The following is a 17141-nucleotide window of genomic DNA, read 5'->3' on the forward strand; positions in this document are numbered from 1 at the left end:
TAAAAGTTCAATAAATATTCACCACTTAAATATCTGTACTATGCTAAATAGGCGCGATTAAGTGCTTGATATATCTGTTTAGTATTGATTGTTTAGTTATCAGCACGTGCTCTAACGAGGCAAATGATTGCCTCGACAATAAAAATGTACAACAGGAGTTGAACATGAAAAAAGTAGCATTAGCAGTGGTAATCCCGGCATTGTTGGGTACAGGTTTTGCACAAGCAGGTACGATCTACCAAGGTGAAGATGGTTCCACCATTGATGTTTATGGCCGTTTAGCATTCAATGTAACCGATAAAGGTGAAGAGGATGTTAAAGGCAAATTCGATGCACGTGTTGGGCTTGGCGGCTCGCAAACGGTGAATGACCAAGTCTCGGTGATTGGCTGGGCTGAATATCAGGTCAATGCCGCAGAAGGCGCCAATGCCGGTAAAGGCAATGATAGCTTTACGGCTCGTTATGTCTGGGCGGGGATTGATGCTTCTAACTATGGCCGATTTACTGGTGGCCGTGTTGCTTCTGGCTTGATCATGTTCACCGACATTGTTGATGTCTTTGCTGCATCCGATATTGCGATTGCTCGACAGGTTGATAGGGTTGATTCAACAGCGACTCAGGTCTTCCGTCAAGATGGCACTTTGCAGTATCAAAACAGCTACGATTACCTTGATGTATCTGTTGCTTATATTCTTGGGAACAGCGAATCTGATTTAGATACCGGTTATAACATTGCCTTGCGTTATACCTTCGACTTGGGCAATGCCGGTAAATTGGCCCCCGTGGCTGTATATCAAGTTGATGAAGGCGATACAAATGGCTTGGACTATTATGTTTGGGGTGTTGGTGCCAGCTATTACATCAATGATTTAGTACTTGGGCTCATTTACTCGGAAGATGAAGTGGATACCGGTAGCGGTCTTAAAAGTAAAGATGAAGTTGTTGAAGTGACCGCCGTTTATGATCTGAGTGACGAATGGGTACTGCGTGCAGGCTATCGTTGGCTCGAAAACAGCGATGGTGATGAGCTTGAATTGAGTGATGCTACTCTCGAGGCGCAGTATCGACTCACCGCTCGTTCATCGGTATTTGGTAGTTATGTGTTCCGTGATGGTAAGGATGGAATAAGTGGTGGATTCTCGGGAGATACCGACGATGACTACATGTTCTTAGGCCTGCGCTACGAATACTAATAATGATGCGTCGAATTTCTAAGTAGCCATTTTTTCACTGAAAAGCCAGCACCTTGTGCTGGCTTTTTATTTTGATATTAAACTAGGTGACATCGGTAATGATTAACCGCCCACTTTATATTCTGCTTTATCGAGATTGTGCTTTTTCATCCGTAGATAAAGCTTTTTACGTGGTATTTGCAGGTAGTTAGACACGTCATTGATACGGCCTGCAAATAAATACAGCGCATCTTCGATGACTTGTTTTTCATAACTATCGACTAAATCATCTAGGGGGCTACTCATTTGATCCAGTGGCTTGGTTCGGTCTTGTCCTGCTAATTTTACAATACCAATGGCATAGAGCTCAGCAACGTTTTTAAGTTCTAATACATTGCCACTCCACTCATGGCGATTAAGCGTATTGATATAAGCTTTGTCGATGCTTGGTACGGTTTTATTGAGTTTCTGACAACTCTGTTTTAAAAAGTACTTAAACAAAGGGGTGATATCACAAGTTCGCTGCTTCAATGTCGGAAGGTGGAAGCGCACTTGGCTTAGAAAGTAAAATAGTTCTGGTAATAGGTTATCTTGCTCGACTAACGATTCAGGGTTCGTACCGGTAATGGCGAGTACGCGTACTTCTTTTTTGTTCTGGCGCTCTTGCTCCAGTAAGAATCGGCATAGCCATTGTTGGGTTTCAACTGGCATTAAGTGCAGGTTATTTAAGCTTATACTACCACTCCGTGCCGAGATCATCGCTCGCTGTAAATCAGCCGTACAGGTTATGTTTTGACCTAGGGCCGTCACAAAAGGGCCTTGTCTGGTGGTGCTACTTTGATGAAGTAGCTTAGCGACAGTGTGGCGGCCTGTCCCGTTATCACCTTCGATGAGTACATCCTTAGAGGTCAGTGCTATCTGGGTGATTTTATCTCTTATCTTGATGATTAGCGGGCTATCACCCAATAAAACTTCACTTGCAGATTGGGTTAGCGTGGTACGTTGATCTATCTTTTGTTTCCGTACCGGAAGGTGTTTTTCCAGTAACAAAAGCAGTTCTGCAGGTTGCAGTGGTTTTTGTAAAAAATCTAACGCACCACGACGAACAGCATCAACGGCCATTGGGATATCACCGTGACCTGTGATCATGATAACGGGTAGTTCAGCATCCAATGTTTTAATGTGTTCAAGTAAATCCATACCGCTTAAGCCCGGCATATACATGTCTGTTACGACGACACCGGGCCAGTCTTTATGCAATAACGAGGTGACTTGCGTAGGGTCGGTAAGGGACTTAACTTTATAACCCGATATTTCAAGTAACTGCTGGTATGAGTCAAGTACGTCTTGGTCATCATCGATGAGCAACACCTCTATATCATTATTCATTATCATATTCTTTTAACTCCAACACGACCATTGCCCCCCCTCGAAGGGTTGAAGCAAGATAAATCTCACCATTAAAGCGGTTCATAATTGAACGGCAGATACTGAGTCCAAGACCTAGACCGACTTCTTTGGTGGTGGTAAATGGGACAAATAGCTTTTCTATAATTTCAGTGGCAAATCCATTGCCACTGTCACTTACAGCAAGGCGGCAACCGCCATGACTGTCTAGGGATTCGATAACAATCTGTCTCTGTTTGCAGCCAGCGACGGCATCACAGCTGTTGACGAGCAGGTTAACGAGCACTTGTTCGAGCTGTACCTGATCTGCAAGGCAATGTAACGGCTGGCTTAATTGATTTGAAATGGTGGTTTGTTGCATCTTTGCTCGGCTTTCAACAATCATCATTGATTGTTGGAGTGAGGCGGCAATATCAACTTTTTTCAACGTATTACCTGCCGTTTGTTTTTTCGAGAAACTTTTCAGGCTGGCGATGATCCGTGCCATTCGTGAGGCTAAATTTCCTATTTTGCCAATGCTGATAGGAAGTTGATCTAAGCGTTGTTTTTCTAATGCCATTTGAGCGGTAAATACATGGGTTGAAATAGCAGATAGCGGTTGGTTAAGCTCATGAGCCAGTGACGTCATTGTTTGACCCACCACCACCATTTTAGCGGCTTGAATTAATTCATCTTGGGTTGCACGCAAATCCGCTTCAACGCGTTTACGGTCTTCAACTTCTGCTTTCAATTGACGGTTACGACTGGTGAGTGAATAGGTCTTCTCTCGTACCATCTTCTCTAACCAACGAGCCGCATTTTCTTGCTCAGTGATATCCGTCATCGTGATGATCACCTTGTCTTTTTTGCCTTGTTGGAATAAGCGGAAATCAAGCCTGAGATATAAACTATCTTGCTGTTGATCAATGCTATGCCTTTGGTATTGTTTGATGGTGAGGTTGCATCCGCGTTTCGTGAACAGTGGGCTAGTGGTCGAAAAAAGTGACGTTAACCGTTGGTGCATGGTTGGACTAAACAGCTCCCATAACGCGAGATTTACAGGGGCTGAGCTATGTTGAAATAGCGCTTGAGCACTTGGGTTAACCGATTCAATAATGCCATTTAAGTCACAGGTTATTATGCTCGCTTGTGTATTGTTGATCAGGTTTAGGGCATTGCTCTGCTGCATTTCTTGCATTTGACGGCAGAAGTGGCGGAGGTTATCACCCAGTAAACCTATTTCATCATCGCCAGTGACCTGAATCGTGGCATTGTGTTGGTTGTTCGCGACTGCATATAAGTCTTGCGAGAGCATATTTAGCCGTTTAACGATGCCCTTGCCAACAAGGTAGATTGAGAGCATGACCGAGAGGAAAAGTGTCACTATCACCATACCAAATAGAATGAAATTACTGATCGTGATTGCTTGGCGAGTTTTTTCATTTAGGGCATGAAGTGAAGCATCCTCTTGTTCAACCATGGTTTGAATAAGAGCTTCTTGGTAATTGAGCCGTGTTTGTATTTTTTCTTGATATTGGCTAATTGCACGAAATAAATCATTATCGATTATCAATTGTTCTTCTAGAAAACCACCGGGTTCAACAATTGTGATTAACTCCTGCAGCAACTGCCGGTAAGACATGGTTGATGGATAATGGCTAAGGCTTTGGCTCATTTTGCTGACTTCTTCGGTTTTATAGCCGATGAAGTAAAAAGCATTGCCAAGGTCTCTTTCTTGCCTTTGGAGAATAATTTCTTTCACCAACTGGTGAAGTTCGTTTTCTTTAACGGTAATCGCTTGGATTAATGAAAACTCAGTGATGACATCATTAACAGTGCTTGAAACAATGGCATTAGGCAGCATACGCGTGAGTTGCCATTCAACCTCTTGACGTATAGGCGTCAGTTCATCAATTAAATCTTGATGAAGCCATTTAATGTTATTTTCAGTTTGCGCTAATACATTAAGGTGAGTATTTCGTTGGTAAAGGAAGTGGGCATATTCTTTAATATCAGTTAATAGTGTTTCATGTTCGCTTTTTATGGCGGGATAAAAGGTTAGGTTGTTTGCTTGGTTAATGGCGAGGCTGATTTGTGCCAATTTGTCATTAATATTTTGTTTGAGATCAGCATGCATGATTGGATCGGTATTATTGCTCAATAAATTGAGTGCAGCTTGTAACCCTGCGGTGTTGCGCTCAAGCTGATAACTTGCACGCAGGGTTGGAATATTCTTCTCAACTAACGCTTGGATACGGTCGTCGAGACTCTCCCAATTTATAATTGCAATTAGGCTAACACTAACGGTTAAAAGTGCCATCAAAGCAATAGAACCAATAAGCCGGTTGCCAATGGTATTGCGTTTTAATATCACGATTTTTCACCTGCTTCATCGATAATGTTCTCACAAATAGCAATGGATTGTTCGAGTTGATCTTCCATTAATTTTTGCCATTGTCGAGCTAACTGCGTTGTTTCGGTATGGCTAGGTGACATTGAAATGGATTGCAGCAATGTTTTTGATTTTGATTGAAATTCAGTGATTGGAGGCGTAGATGCTAGCTTAATCGCGAGGTTAAACATGCGTTGTTGATCAGAGCTTAAGTGAGGTAACGTTTCAACTTCATGAATTAATTGCCACGCTTGGTTTAGACGGATCAATTGGCGGTTAATTGTTTGCTCAAAAAGTATTTTAATTAATTTATCTCGCTGTTGCATGAGTGCATGATTAATCGAGACAACGTCATACGGCTGTGCCATTTCTTGATTAAGAGCGTATTTATTCATCGAGCTAACAGATAGCGTTTCTTGTACCTCGTCAGATAAGAGGTATTTAACGAATGTTAAGGTATGGATCGCTTGGTTGATGTTTGGTAGTGCCGCTATATAACTCGGTAATAATGGGCTAAAGGGCTGGTATTGGAAACCGATGAATGGGAATTGTTGCTGGCTTTCATAGGCAGCGCTATCAACCACAGGGCCAATACCGGCTAACCCACGGGCAATAACGTCACTGACGCCATCGCTTCGAGCAGAAACGGAGGCAAGGTTTCCGCCAATTTTAAGCAGTAACTCCCAGCCTTCTTTCCAACCATGCTGTTGGAGAATACTTTCGACCATGATGTGGGTTGTGCCCGAGCGTGAAGGGCTACTCATGACTAAATGTCTAAAATACTGTGGATGTGCGAGTTCTTCCCAAGAGCTTGGTAATTGAAGTTGATGTTTGGCAAGGTAGTCTTTATTCCACATTATCCCATAGCCAGAATAGCCAAATACAGCCACATTATTGAGGGTGTGAGGCAGTAAACGTTGTTGCTGCACAGCAGAGTCATAGTTAAGTGCTTTCAGTGGCAAAATGCGGTTTTGCTGACTTAAAGGGAGAAAAAGCGATAAAGAGGATGAAATAACAATATCAATATCGTGCTGGCTATCGAGTAGGAGCCGTAAGCCTGATGATTCACGTCGATGCAGTACAGTAAAGCGGGCTTCAGGGTGGTGTTGCTGAAATTGGTCAAGTGTTGGCTGAAGTGATTCTTTGGTGAAAGTCGTCAGAATGATCAATTGATTGGTTGCTGCGGCAAAGCCCGGAGTCAAGATTAATAGTGCAGCAAAGCAAAATTGTACAATTCGCATCATAAGTAGAATCATTCATTATTGTCAGGATTCTTATTATGAGGGGCGTCGACATGGAAAAAAATAGCCGACCTTTAATTTATTAGGCGCTTAGCGATTTTATGAACAGGCCAGTAATATTTGAGGTAATTTTAACCCATTTCTGAGGCTAATATTGTTTAGCGTCACACTTTTCATTTTTGGAATAAAAAACGGAGCGTAAAGCCGCTCCGTTTTTGCGTTCTAAACAAGTAATACTTACGCGTTTTGAATTTGCTGAATTTCAGTTGCACATAAGTGGTACTGGCGAGGACAGCCACGCCATGCTTGTAGCATACGTTGGTACTTCTCTAGCATCGGTATTTGGCTATTGAAGTGGTGATCAGCTTTATCGAACTGAGGGTATAGTCCCTCTTCTTCCGCTAGAAAACGTACGTAATGCACCAGTTGAGACTCTGTCGCTATATCAAAGCCTAAAAATTGCAGGCGACGTTGATCAACCTGCTGTTGATTTTCATCAGAAAGCATTTTGAACGACTCTTGTAGGGCGTGGTACATTTCCATGAAGTCAATTACATTGCGGCAAGCTTGCTCTGGTAGATCACCAAAGTCTTTATCAAGCTCACGCATTTGAAGCCCGTAGCCACGTTCGACAATTGTTTGTAGTCGACGGTACTTTGCTTCGTTTTCTGGGTTCATCTGAGACATCAGATAGTACTGGTTAGATAGAATTAAGCGTTGTGCGTTAGTCATGTCCATGATGATAGGCCTTAATAATTATTGATCTGCCACTGAGATTATCAGGTTAATGCTAAAAAAAATTGATCTGGTTACGTCTTGATAACTTTTTTTTGTTAAAAATAATTAATTGTATAAAGACTGTCCAGAGCCGCTATCATAATTGATATTTAACAAATATAACGCTTAATTATTACATGGCTTAGCGCCTTTTGTTGTGATCACTTAATTGTTTGCAGCACGTAAAGGCAGTGTTAGTCGTAAGGGGTTAACTCACAAGGAATTAAGCAATCATGACAGAGTGGCAAGTTGCTGGGTATGTTGGTTGGTTCGGGTTGATGATCGCAACTTTCCCCCATGAATTTTGGCCCAAATTCCAGAAAGATAAAACTTATCAGCACTGGGTAATGGCATCGGTAGTCGCGCTGTTCTTTTTGTGGAGTTTACGAGCCGGGTTAGCTGTTGGCTTGCAAGTACATTTTCTGCTACTCACCGTATTAACGCTATGCCATGGCTGGAAGATTGCGTGCTTAGTTGGCGCTATACCCGTGTTACTGCAAATGATATTTGGGTTACTTCCGGTGGCTGATGGCGGGTTGTATGGCTTAACGGGGGTTATGTTACCCGTCATATTCAGTTATGTTTTTTTTCTACTTATTTACCGCTTTTTTACCCGCCACTTATTTATTTATATTTTCCTCGCGGCCTTCATAAATTCAGCGCTGACGATGGCTGTACATATGTTGCTAACAAGTGGGTGGATATGGGGAGTAGGAGAATATTCATGGACGTATATTGTGGAAAATTATTTGGTGTTAATGCCATTGCTGCTGTTTCCTGAGGGTTTATTGAATGGAATGGCTATCACGTTGCTGGTGGTATATCGCCCTGAGTGGGTGAGGACATTTCATGACAGTGACTATATTGATGGAAAATAATGCTAAGAAAGAGGTTTTAAAGGTTAGACTTGATAGAAAACCAAGCGATTTGCTGCTTATGTCAACGATCAGTGGCGTGAGCCTTGCAGTTTTACCGCAATCTTTTTACCCTTTGCGCGATTTATTACACGACGTGGTCGTGTCCACTCGCATATTGCGCGAGAATCCCCGTTTCTTTCATTCATACGAACAAACGATGCCAGGAGGCACGGATTCAAAGCAGAGGGAAACCGAGTGCATTTGGTGTTAGTCAGTTTAGGCGTAATGTGACTGAATTGTCTGACAGAGGTGTACCGAGGTAGAGCCCAAAGCACTTTGGATCTGGTTGTTTTAACCTTTCTGAACATTCCAATTCTGGGTGTGTATTGGTCTGCCTATTGTTTTTATGAGTTTTACATGCAAATTCTTTCCGGTTTGATCGGCATTATTGTGCTGATTGCTTTAGCGTATTTATTTTCTGAACAACGTTCCCGTATTAACTGGCGCACTGTACTAGGTGCTCTAGCTATTCAGGTGAGCTTTGCTGCGATTGTGCTTTACAGTACATTTGGCCGTGAAGCGCTATCTGAGTTTTCTTACGGGGTTCAGCAAGTCATTAACTATAGTAATCATGGTATTGGCTTTTTATTTGGCGGCTTAGTCTCAGATAAAATGTATGAAATCTTTGGTGGCGGCGGCTTTATCATGGCATTACGTGTACTGCCTGTCGTTGTCTTCTTTTCAGCATTGGTGTCTGTGCTCTATTATTTAGGGATCATGCAGCTGCTCGTCAATACGCTTGGCCGAGCGTTGTCTAAAGCGCTCGGGACTAGCCGTCCTGAATCTATTTCGGCAACGGCAAATATCTTTTTGGGTATATCTGAAGCCCCGTTAACGGTTCGTCCCTACATTGATAAAATGACACGCTCTGAATTGTTTGCGGTTATGGTCGGTGGTATGGCTTCTGTTGCAGGGTCAGTCTTAGTGGGTTATGCCCAAATGGGTATTCCACTTGAGTACTTATTGGCAGCCTCTTTCATGGCCGCTCCTGCAGGGCTGATGATGGCAAAATTGATGATCCCTGAAACCAAGGAGGTCGTTGATTATGCTGATGAACTTGTGAGTGAGCAGGATAAGCCTGCGAATGTGATTGATGCCGCGGCACAAGGTGCAATGCAGGGGATGCAGCTCGCATTGAATATTGGGGCAATGCTACTGGCTTTTGTCGGGTTGATAGCACTGATAAATGGCATGCTTGGCGGCGTTGGTGGCTGGTTTGGAATGCCTTCTCTGAGTCTCGATATTATCTTTGGCTACCTGTTTTTACCTTTTGCGTATATTGCTGGTATTTGGGACTTTGAGTCTGCGCAGCTGATGGCGGTTATTTTTGGTACTAAAACCACGATCAATGAATTTGTGGCGTTTTCTCAGTTGGCGCCCATGATAGAAAGTGGTGTATTAGAGCCGCGAGTTGAAGCAATTATTGCATTCGCATTATGTGGGTTTGCTAATTTTGGTTCCATTGCGGTATTGCTTGGTGGTATTGGCCTTATGGCACCGAGCCGCTATAACGAAATTGCACAATTAGGGATGAAGTCGCTAATCGCAGCAACGTTAGCCAATTTGCTGAATGCGACCGTGGCCGGGCTGTTTATTAGCCTGTCTTTATAGTCGTGACACAATAAAAAAACGCCAGCGTTATGCTGGCGCTTTTACGATGAAAGACTCGATTAGCTTAAACCTGTAATGTTGCCATCTTCATCAATGTCTAGCGCGAGGTAAGCGGGTTTTTCCGGTAAACCCGGCATGGTCATAACATTGCCGCATAACGCATAGACAAAACCTGCACCAGCGCAGAGCTTCAGTTCACGAACCGGTACAACAAAATCGGTTGGTGCGCCTTTTTTGCTTGGGTCAGGGGTGATAGACAAGGGTGTTTTTGCCATGCAAATGGCTAAATTATCATGCCCGTGTGCTTTTAACTCGGCCAGTTGCTGCTTGGCTAGATCAGAGAGCTCAACCCCGCGGCTACCGTAGCCCACTTCAGCGATGGTCATTAGTTTCTCTTCCAGCGTCTGCTCTAGGCTGTACAACGGCTTGAAGTTAGTCGGTTGCTCACAGGCTTTAATAACCGCATCGGCAAGTAAAGCCGCGCCTTCGCCACCTTTACCAAATGCTTCACTGATCGCGACGTCAACATGCACATTGAACGTTGTGTTTTCAATCATTGCTTTTAGTTGGTTAAGCTCAGCATCGGTATCTTGTGGGAATCGGTTGATTGCCACAACGACAGGTACACCGTATTTAGCGGCATTGTTAATGTGCCATTGAAGGTTATCAAAACCCGCAACCAAGGCTTTCTCATCGGGAGAGAAAATAGCGTCTGGTAGTCCTTGGCCCGGACGAAGATCATACAAACCAGAGTTCGCTTTTAACCCACGCAGTGTTGCCACAACCACCGCACAATCGGCACCGCGACCTGCTTGCTGCGCTTTAATGTTACATGCTTTTTCAAAACCCATGTCTGAGCCGAAGCCGCCTTCGGTAATGGTGAATTCACTCAGCTTCAGCGCGATACGGTCTGCAATGATTGAAGAGTTACCGTGGGCGATATTGGCAAACGGGCCTGCGTGGATCAGTGTGGGTACACCTTCTAGTGTTTGCATTAAAGTTGGCTCAATAGCTTCACACATGGTCACGGCCATGGCCCCAGCTACTTGTAGATCTTCTGCTGTAATAGCTTGACCATCAAGGTTATAAGCAAGGACAACACGACCAATACGTTGGCGCATATCAGCCAAGTCTTTTGATAGGGCCAGAATTGCCATTAGCTCAGAAGCGGCAGAGATATCGAAACCATCATTACGGGCGATACCATTGATGGTTTTGCCCGCTTCGTTATTGCCGACCGTGATCATACGTAGTGCACGATCGTTATGGTCCATCACGCGCTTCCAAACGATACGGTCAATATCAATGCGCAAGGCTGCCATACCGGTTTTGTCCGCAAAAGCGTCGTAACCGTGGCGTTCTTCATGGTAAAGGCGTGCATCAATTGCCGCAGCTGCTAAGTTGTGCGCGGCTGTTACTGCATGGATGTCACCTGTTAGATGCAGGTTTAGCTTTTCCATTGGTGCAACTTGGCTAAAGCCACCGCCAGCAGCTCCGCCTTTAACACCAAATACAGGTCCCATTGAAGGCTGGCGAATACACGCCATGACTTTTTTATCTCGTTTAGCAAGACCCTGAGCAAGACCGATGGTAGTTACGGTTTTGCCTTCGCCAAGCGGTGTTGGTGTTATCGCTGTGACGACAACAAGTTTCCCTTCTTGCTGATCGGAAAGGCGTTTAAGCACAGAGGGTTTTACTTTTGCTTTCAGGGTGCCTTGTGGCGTCAGATCTTCTGAGAGAAGGCCTGCCTGTTGGGCGATGGTATCAATTGGGGTGAGTTTGGTATCACGGCAAATTTCAATATCACTTTTCATGGGCGGCCATAACCTCGCTTAGGTAACTACAGATATATTGCGCAGAAGAGTTTTACAGGTTGCGCAATCGTTTGCGTTGGGTTTATACCATAATTTTATCATGGGTAAAGAGGTAAATGCCGATATATATATCACTTGTTTTAGTATTCTTTGCGGGAATGTTACTGATAGAGGGGGGGGTGATTTAAATACATTGATTTATAAGGAAACTTGGCGTGTTATCGCAATGTAGCCAGATATTATGAAGCTAGACAGGGGAAATGCGTTTGATGTTTTTTTAAGCGCAAGTGAAGTAAGTAGCTCGACTGAGTGTCTGGTTTCAGTCGAGCGACAGGGAAGTTTAGCCGAGGTGTCCTAAAACATTAATATTACGGTCTTCGGGTATTTCATTGTAAGACAGAACAACAAGGCCTTTCGCAAATGTACGGGCATAGCGTGCCAGCAATGGCCTCAATTGTGGTGTAACGAGCAAAATGGGTTTGAAACCATTTTGCTTTAACTGCTCTTTTACCGCAGGCATATTTTGCTGAAGCTGAGCGAGCAAGGTGGGTTCTACCGGAAAACTGTCTAAGGCTGTTTGCCCACTTTGCTGAGCTTTAGTTAATGACGTTAACAGCATTTTCTCAAGGTTATCGTTTAGGGTATAGATATTAAAATCTTTTCCTGAACCCAGTAAGTTATTGGTCAAAACGCGTTTAATGCCACAGCGAACATCGGCAGCAATTAAAATAGGGTCTTTGGTGACTTCACTGCTTTCAACCATGATTGAACTGATCGTTGCGATGTCTTTAATCGGCACTTGGTCGATCAATAGGTGACGATAAACGCGCATTTGCTGCTGGTGGTTTAGCTGGTTGGTTAAGGCTTCAACAAGCTTAGGGGCGTTGTCGCTAAGCCTTTCCATCAGGCGTTCAACATCATCATGACAGAATAGCTCAGCTAAATGCTCTTTGATTATTTTACTTAAGTGGGTCGCGATGACGGTTGCACCATCCACCACTGAATAACCTTGATTAAGCGCTTGTGTTTTATTATTCGGTTCAATCCATACCGCATCGAGGTTATAAGCTGGGTCTTTACCTAATACACCATCGAGCTGCCCATAGACTTCACCCACCGCGAGTGCCATTAACCGTTCAGGGTCAATATCACCCTGTGAAATGACTTCACCATGGAGTAGTAAAGAGTACTGTGTCGGCTTGAGTTTTAAGTTATCTCGAATGGCGATTTCTGGTATTAAAAAACCAACTTGCTCAGTAATGGTTTTTCGAACACCTCGAATACGTTGTGCTAACGGTTCACCTTGATTTTTATCAACAAGGTTAACCAGTCGGTATCCAAGCTCAAGGGCAACGGGGTTGACGGCAGGGACATCCTGCCAGCTTAAGGTTGGCGTGTTATCTTGTGCAATGGCTTCTGCGATTGCTTCTGCTTGGTCTAACGGTTCCAAATTCGCATTTTGGGGCCTTTGTTTCCAAGCTGAATAGGCAAGTACCGCCGCAAAAATAAAGAAGGCAAGGTGCGGCATACCCGGCACTAAGCCGATGATCAACATGATTGCCGAAGCTGTGAACAATGTCGTTGATGAGGCCAACATTTGGCGGTGAACATCAACTGAAATATCACCACTATCGTTCACACGGGTAACGATAATCGCCGCGGCGGTGGCCAATAATAGCGATGGAATTTGTGCAACTAAGCCATCACCAATCGTCAGCAGGGCGAAGCGTTGGAATGCTTCGCTGGCCGCTAAGTCATGTTGCACCATACCAATGGTAATACCGCCAAGAATATTGATGACAAGGATCATCAATCCAGCAATGGCATCACCACGCACAAATTTTGATGCACCGTCCATTGAACCATAGAAATCCGCTTCTCTGGCGACTTCTTCACGGCGTGTGCGTGCTTGGTTTTGGTCAATCAGTCCGGCATTTAAATCGGCATCAATGGCCATTTGTTTGCCGGGTAAGGCATCAAGTGTAAAGCGGGCAGAAACTTCAGATATACGCTCGCCACCTTTGGTGATCACCACAAAGTTAATGATCATCAAAATGACAAAGACGACAATACCAACGAAATAGTTCCCCCCTACGACCACATCACCAAAGGCTTGGATCACCTTACCTGCTGAGTCGCCACCGAGGTGGCCATTAAGCAGTACGACACGGGTTGAGGCAACATTCAGCGTTAGGCGCATCAGTGTTGCAATCAACAATATCGTTGGGAAAACCGTGAAATCTAATGGTCGTTTACTGGAAACGGCCACCAACAACACGATGACGGCTAAGACTATATTGAAAATAAATAGGGCATCAAGCAACCACGGGGGCAGGGGTAAAATCACCATAGCCAGTATCGCAAGCAGCATGATTGGGATACCGAAATAGCTGGCAGTTAGGTTGGGAAACAATTGTCGCAGCTTCGCTTTCATAAGGTCTCTAGCTCAATATTGACGTTAATCGTCGTTGTTATAGGTATTGTTGTTATAGTTTGTGGTGAGTGTTTAATCGTGTCTTAGGTGTTTGGGTATGACCAAGCTCGGCAATGGCTGAGGTTTATCTTTATTTCCTGTTTTATAAGCTTTTAGTTGCATTACATAAGTTAATACATGGGCCACAGCCACGAATAAAGGACCTGGTATCTCTTGATCGATACGGGTGTTGAAATAAATGGCACGAGTGAGCGGTGGTAGGTTAATCACTTCAATATCATGCTTTTTGGCAATGTTCTTGATCCTTAACGCCATTTCATCTTCGCCTTTTGCCACCACAAAAGGTGCACCAGAGCGGCTAAGGTCATATTTAAGTGCGACAGCATAATGCGTAGGGTTAGTGAGAATAACATCGGCGGTTGGCACCGAATTATCGATGCGCCGGCGAGACATTTGCTGTTGAAGTTGGCGTATCCGTTGCTTAACTTCAGGCCGACCTTCGCTGTTTTTATGTTCATCTTTGACTTCTTGCTTCGTCATCTTCAGTTCTTTGGTGTGATTCCAAAGCTGATAGGGCATATCGATGAAACCAATCAATAAAACAACAACGCCAAAATAGATAAGTGCTTTGATGATATGCCCCAGCGTGATCCCGACGCCTTGCTCAAACGGCGCACGCTGAGCGGCCAGTAGGGCACCGAGGTTATTATTCAAAAGGATGTAGAGGACGGTAGAGATTAACGTGATTTTGAGGATTGACTTCACCAGCTCAACCAATGATTTAATCGAGAAAAGACGCTTCAGACCGGCAAGAGGGCTGATTTTATTCAGTTTTGGTTGAATCGGTTTCAGTGACATAACCCAGCCACCAGGGATCATTGACGCTAAAATCGTGACAAGTATTAATACCATGGCCATGGGCACAAACAGCCCTGCAAGTAAGCGAACACTTTCAGCCAGCTTTCTGGTCATGATATCGGGTTCTTTCAGCTCGGCGGCACTCAATTCATAGTTCATGGTGAACAGCTGTTCAGCACGCTCACCAAGGAAGTCACCATAAGCCCAAAGAAAGACAGCAATGGTAATAAAAAGCACCCCGACCACAAACTCTTTCGAGCGAGCAACTTGGCCTTCTCGCTGTGCTTTGCGGAGTTTCTGAGGGCTGGGTTTTTCACTTTTGTCTTGGCTACTTTGTTGCTGTGACATGTTAAATGCCTCCTATCAGGCGCATTTCAGCCAGAATCTGATGGCAAAGTTCAGCATAAATTCCCGGTAATCCAGAAGACGAAAGGAGTACAGCACATAAGCCAAGCATCATCGACATAGGAAAACCTAATGCAAACACGTTGAGTGATGGTGCTGCACGGTTCATAACACCAAATGTCAGGTTAACCGTTAACATTGCTGCGATAGTGGGCAGAGCGATAGTCACCGCGGCTGTCATCATCCAGCCAAACAAATTGATGAGTCGTTCAAATGACGCTTCATTCAGCCCTCCGCCAATCGGGAAGTGGTTGAAGCTTTGTACGACAATGTCGATAGCGACGAGATGACCGTCTAAGGCTAGAAACAGTAGCGTGGTAAACATTAAAAAATAGTTACCAATTAATGCAACGGTCACACCATTGGCTGGGTCATTCATCATCGCCATACCAAGACCCATCTGCATTGACATAATTTGCCCAACCATCGCCATGGCAGCAAAAAGAAATTGCAAGCACATGCCGAGTAAGGCACCAATGGCAAGTTGTTCACCTGCCAGAACTAAGGCGCGAACAGAGATAGGGTCAACCGCTGGCATCGGTGGAAGTAAAGGGGCACAAACAATCGTAATCGACAACGCAAGAAGCACCCGAGTGCGGTTGTTAATATGCGCATTGCCTAGAAATGGCATAGTCATGAAGGCAGCCGATATTCGGAAAAATGGCCACCAAAGCTGACCGGCTAATGCGGTTATTTCGGCAAATGACAGGCTGACAAGGCTGTTAGCTAACGACATTGGCGATGGTATGAAAGAGTGAGTTGAAGAAGTCACTGATGTTTCGTAGTAACCATGGCCCCGCAAAAATGAGCATTAACAGCGTTGTAAGAAGACGCGGTAAAAAGCTCATCGTTTGTTCGTTAATTTGGGTTGTCGCCTGAAAAATGGCAACCAATAAACCGACGATTAAACTAGGAGCAATAAGTATGATCACCATTGAAATGATCATATAAATCGCATCAGCATAGAGATTAGCGGTGGCATCAATCCCCATCACAAGCCTCCAAAACTGGCGGTTAAACTACCCACCGTCATTGTCCAACCATCGACCATCACAAACACCATGAGTTTGAAAGGTAATGAGATGATTAAGGGTGATAACATCATCATACCCATCGCCATTAATACGCTGGCAACCACAATATCAATGATTAAAAATGGAATGAAAAGCATAAAACCAATCTGAAATGCGGTTTTTAATTCGCTTAAGACAAAGGCTGGCATAAGCACCGCAAAGCTGATGTCTTCAGGGGCGAGATCAAGAGGATCGCCCGCAATACGTAACATTTGCTCCAATGAATTTTCATAAGTTTGAGTGAGCATGAATGAACGGACTGGTTTTTCAGCAATAGACACAGCCTGCTGTAATGTAATGCTACCTGAATCATAAGGAACAAAAGCATCGGTATAGATTGGGTCCCATACCGGTTTCATTAATAGCATCGTTAAGCTTAACGCTATGCCAACTAAGATTCGGTTTGGCGGACTTTGCTGTAGGCCAAGCGCTTGCCTTAAAATCGCGAGTACGACAATAATTCGGGTAAAACTCGTCATCATCAATAGCATTGATGGCAAAAAGCTTAATGCTGTCATTAACAGCAAGATCTGAACCTTGACGGAATATTCTTGGTTACTGTCACCGTCAATGACTGACATGAACGCAATTCCCTGATCAGCAACTGCTTGGTTTGAAAAACCAGCCAGTAGAATGATCAGAGAAAGAAGCTTAACCCATGCAGGCAGGGCAGCTTTATGCGGTAACGTCATGTAGCGCATCTTCAGCAATATCAGTAAGGCGAAGGCCATATTTGTCGTTAACGACAACGACTTCTGCATGCCCAAGTAGGCGACCATTTACTTTTACATCAAGTGGTTCACCATTGAGTTTGTCTAACTCAATGACGGAGTTTGGCCCTACGGTCATTAATTCGCCGAGTGCGATATCTGTACTTGCTACTTCGAGTGTTACAGTGACAGGAATTTGACGGAAAAACCCAAGATCACGCGGTGCTTGTTTTTCTTCCAAGGGATTACCCATCGTTTCAGAGGCCGCTGGGGTCTCAAAAATATCGGCAATGTCAGAATCGAAATTCAGGTCGCCATCAAGTGAGTGGAGGATATTTTCTTCGTTCATGG

14 protein-coding genes are annotated in these 17141 nt (G+C 44.2%); 3 read left to right on the plus strand and 11 right to left on the minus strand.

The genetic code is table 11. The features are described 5' to 3' along the window. Positions 1-164: 164 nt before the first annotated feature. Complete coding sequence (locus L4D78_RS15625; protein WP_428467784.1) at positions 165-1193, plus strand: porin; 1029 nt, start codon at positions 165-167, stop codon at positions 1191-1193. A 102-nt stretch (positions 1194-1295) separates the two neighbouring features. Here L4D78_RS15625 and L4D78_RS15630 read toward each other — a convergent pair whose 3' ends face one another. The 4 genes from L4D78_RS15630 to L4D78_RS15645 form a co-directional block, all read right to left on the minus strand. Next, positions 1296-2567: a sigma-54-dependent transcriptional regulator gene (locus L4D78_RS15630; protein WP_428467785.1), complete on the minus strand. Its 1272-nt coding sequence runs from the start codon at positions 2565-2567 to the stop codon at positions 1296-1298. After that, the gene (locus L4D78_RS15635; protein ID WP_428467786.1) at positions 2554-4932 is read right to left on the minus strand and encodes an ATP-binding protein; all 2379 of its coding nucleotides are present in this window, start codon (positions 4930-4932) and stop codon (positions 2554-2556) included. Before L4D78_RS15635 ends, L4D78_RS15630 begins: the two co-directional genes overlap by 14 nt. Further along, entirely contained in the window at positions 4929-6194 is a 1266-nt protein-coding gene (locus tag L4D78_RS15640) for an extracellular solute-binding protein (RefSeq protein ID WP_428467787.1), read from the minus strand. Before L4D78_RS15640 ends, L4D78_RS15635 begins: the two co-directional genes overlap by 4 nt. A gap of 234 nt (positions 6195-6428) precedes the next feature. Continuing rightward, the gene (locus tag L4D78_RS15645) at positions 6429-6929 is read right to left on the minus strand and encodes a YfbU family protein (protein WP_428467788.1); all 501 of its coding nucleotides are present in this window, start codon (positions 6927-6929) and stop codon (positions 6429-6431) included. 272 nt (positions 6930-7201) lie between these two features. Here L4D78_RS15645 and L4D78_RS15650 point away from each other — a divergent pair, with 272 nt between their 5' ends. Both L4D78_RS15650 and L4D78_RS15655 read left to right on the plus strand, forming a co-directional pair. Continuing rightward, the gene (locus L4D78_RS15650; RefSeq protein WP_428467789.1) at positions 7202-7846 is read left to right on the plus strand and encodes an energy-coupling factor ABC transporter permease; all 645 of its coding nucleotides are present in this window, start codon (positions 7202-7204) and stop codon (positions 7844-7846) included. Positions 7847-8242: 396 nt separating this feature from the next. After that, positions 8243-9496 (plus strand): NupC/NupG family nucleoside CNT transporter, encoded by a 1254-nt coding sequence (locus L4D78_RS15655; RefSeq protein ID WP_428467790.1) that lies wholly within the window; start codon positions 8243-8245, stop codon positions 9494-9496. Positions 9497-9555: 59 nt separating this feature from the next. On the opposite strand, the gene L4D78_RS15660 is transcribed toward L4D78_RS15655, so the two are convergent. From L4D78_RS15660 to fliN, 7 genes are all read right to left on the minus strand, one after another. Then, positions 9556-11310, minus strand: coding sequence for a formate--tetrahydrofolate ligase (locus tag L4D78_RS15660; protein WP_428467791.1), 1755 nt, complete (start codon positions 11308-11310; stop codon positions 9556-9558). 340 nt (positions 11311-11650) lie between these two features. After that, a complete protein-coding gene (gene flhA / locus L4D78_RS15665) occupies positions 11651-13744 on the minus strand; it encodes a flagellar biosynthesis protein FlhA (protein WP_428467792.1) in 2094 nt (697 codons plus the stop codon). Positions 13745-13816: 72 nt separating this feature from the next. Beyond that, entirely contained in the window at positions 13817-14950 is a 1134-nt protein-coding gene (gene flhB / locus L4D78_RS15670; RefSeq protein ID WP_428467793.1) for a flagellar biosynthesis protein FlhB, read from the minus strand. Between the two features lies 1 nt (position 14951). Further along, positions 14952-15743, minus strand: coding sequence for a flagellar biosynthetic protein FliR (fliR, locus tag L4D78_RS15675; protein WP_428467848.1), 792 nt, complete (start codon positions 15741-15743; stop codon positions 14952-14954). After that, positions 15730-15999 (minus strand): flagellar biosynthesis protein FliQ, encoded by a 270-nt coding sequence (fliQ, locus tag L4D78_RS15680; RefSeq protein WP_428467849.1) that lies wholly within the window; start codon positions 15997-15999, stop codon positions 15730-15732. The genes fliR and fliQ overlap by 14 nt, the downstream gene beginning before the upstream one ends. Beyond that, entirely contained in the window at positions 15999-16772 is a 774-nt protein-coding gene (fliP, locus tag L4D78_RS15685) for a flagellar type III secretion system pore protein FliP (protein ID WP_428467794.1), read from the minus strand. The genes fliQ and fliP overlap by 1 nt, the downstream gene beginning before the upstream one ends. Next, positions 16756-17139, minus strand: coding sequence for a flagellar motor switch protein FliN (gene fliN / locus L4D78_RS15690; RefSeq protein WP_428467795.1), 384 nt, complete (start codon positions 17137-17139; stop codon positions 16756-16758). The genes fliP and fliN overlap by 17 nt, the downstream gene beginning before the upstream one ends. Between the last annotated feature and the right edge of the window lie 2 nt (positions 17140-17141).

Source organism: Photobacterium minamisatsumaniensis, assembly GCF_050336695.1.
GTDB classification, from domain to species: domain Bacteria; phylum Pseudomonadota; class Gammaproteobacteria; order Enterobacterales; family Vibrionaceae; genus Photobacterium; species Photobacterium minamisatsumaniensis.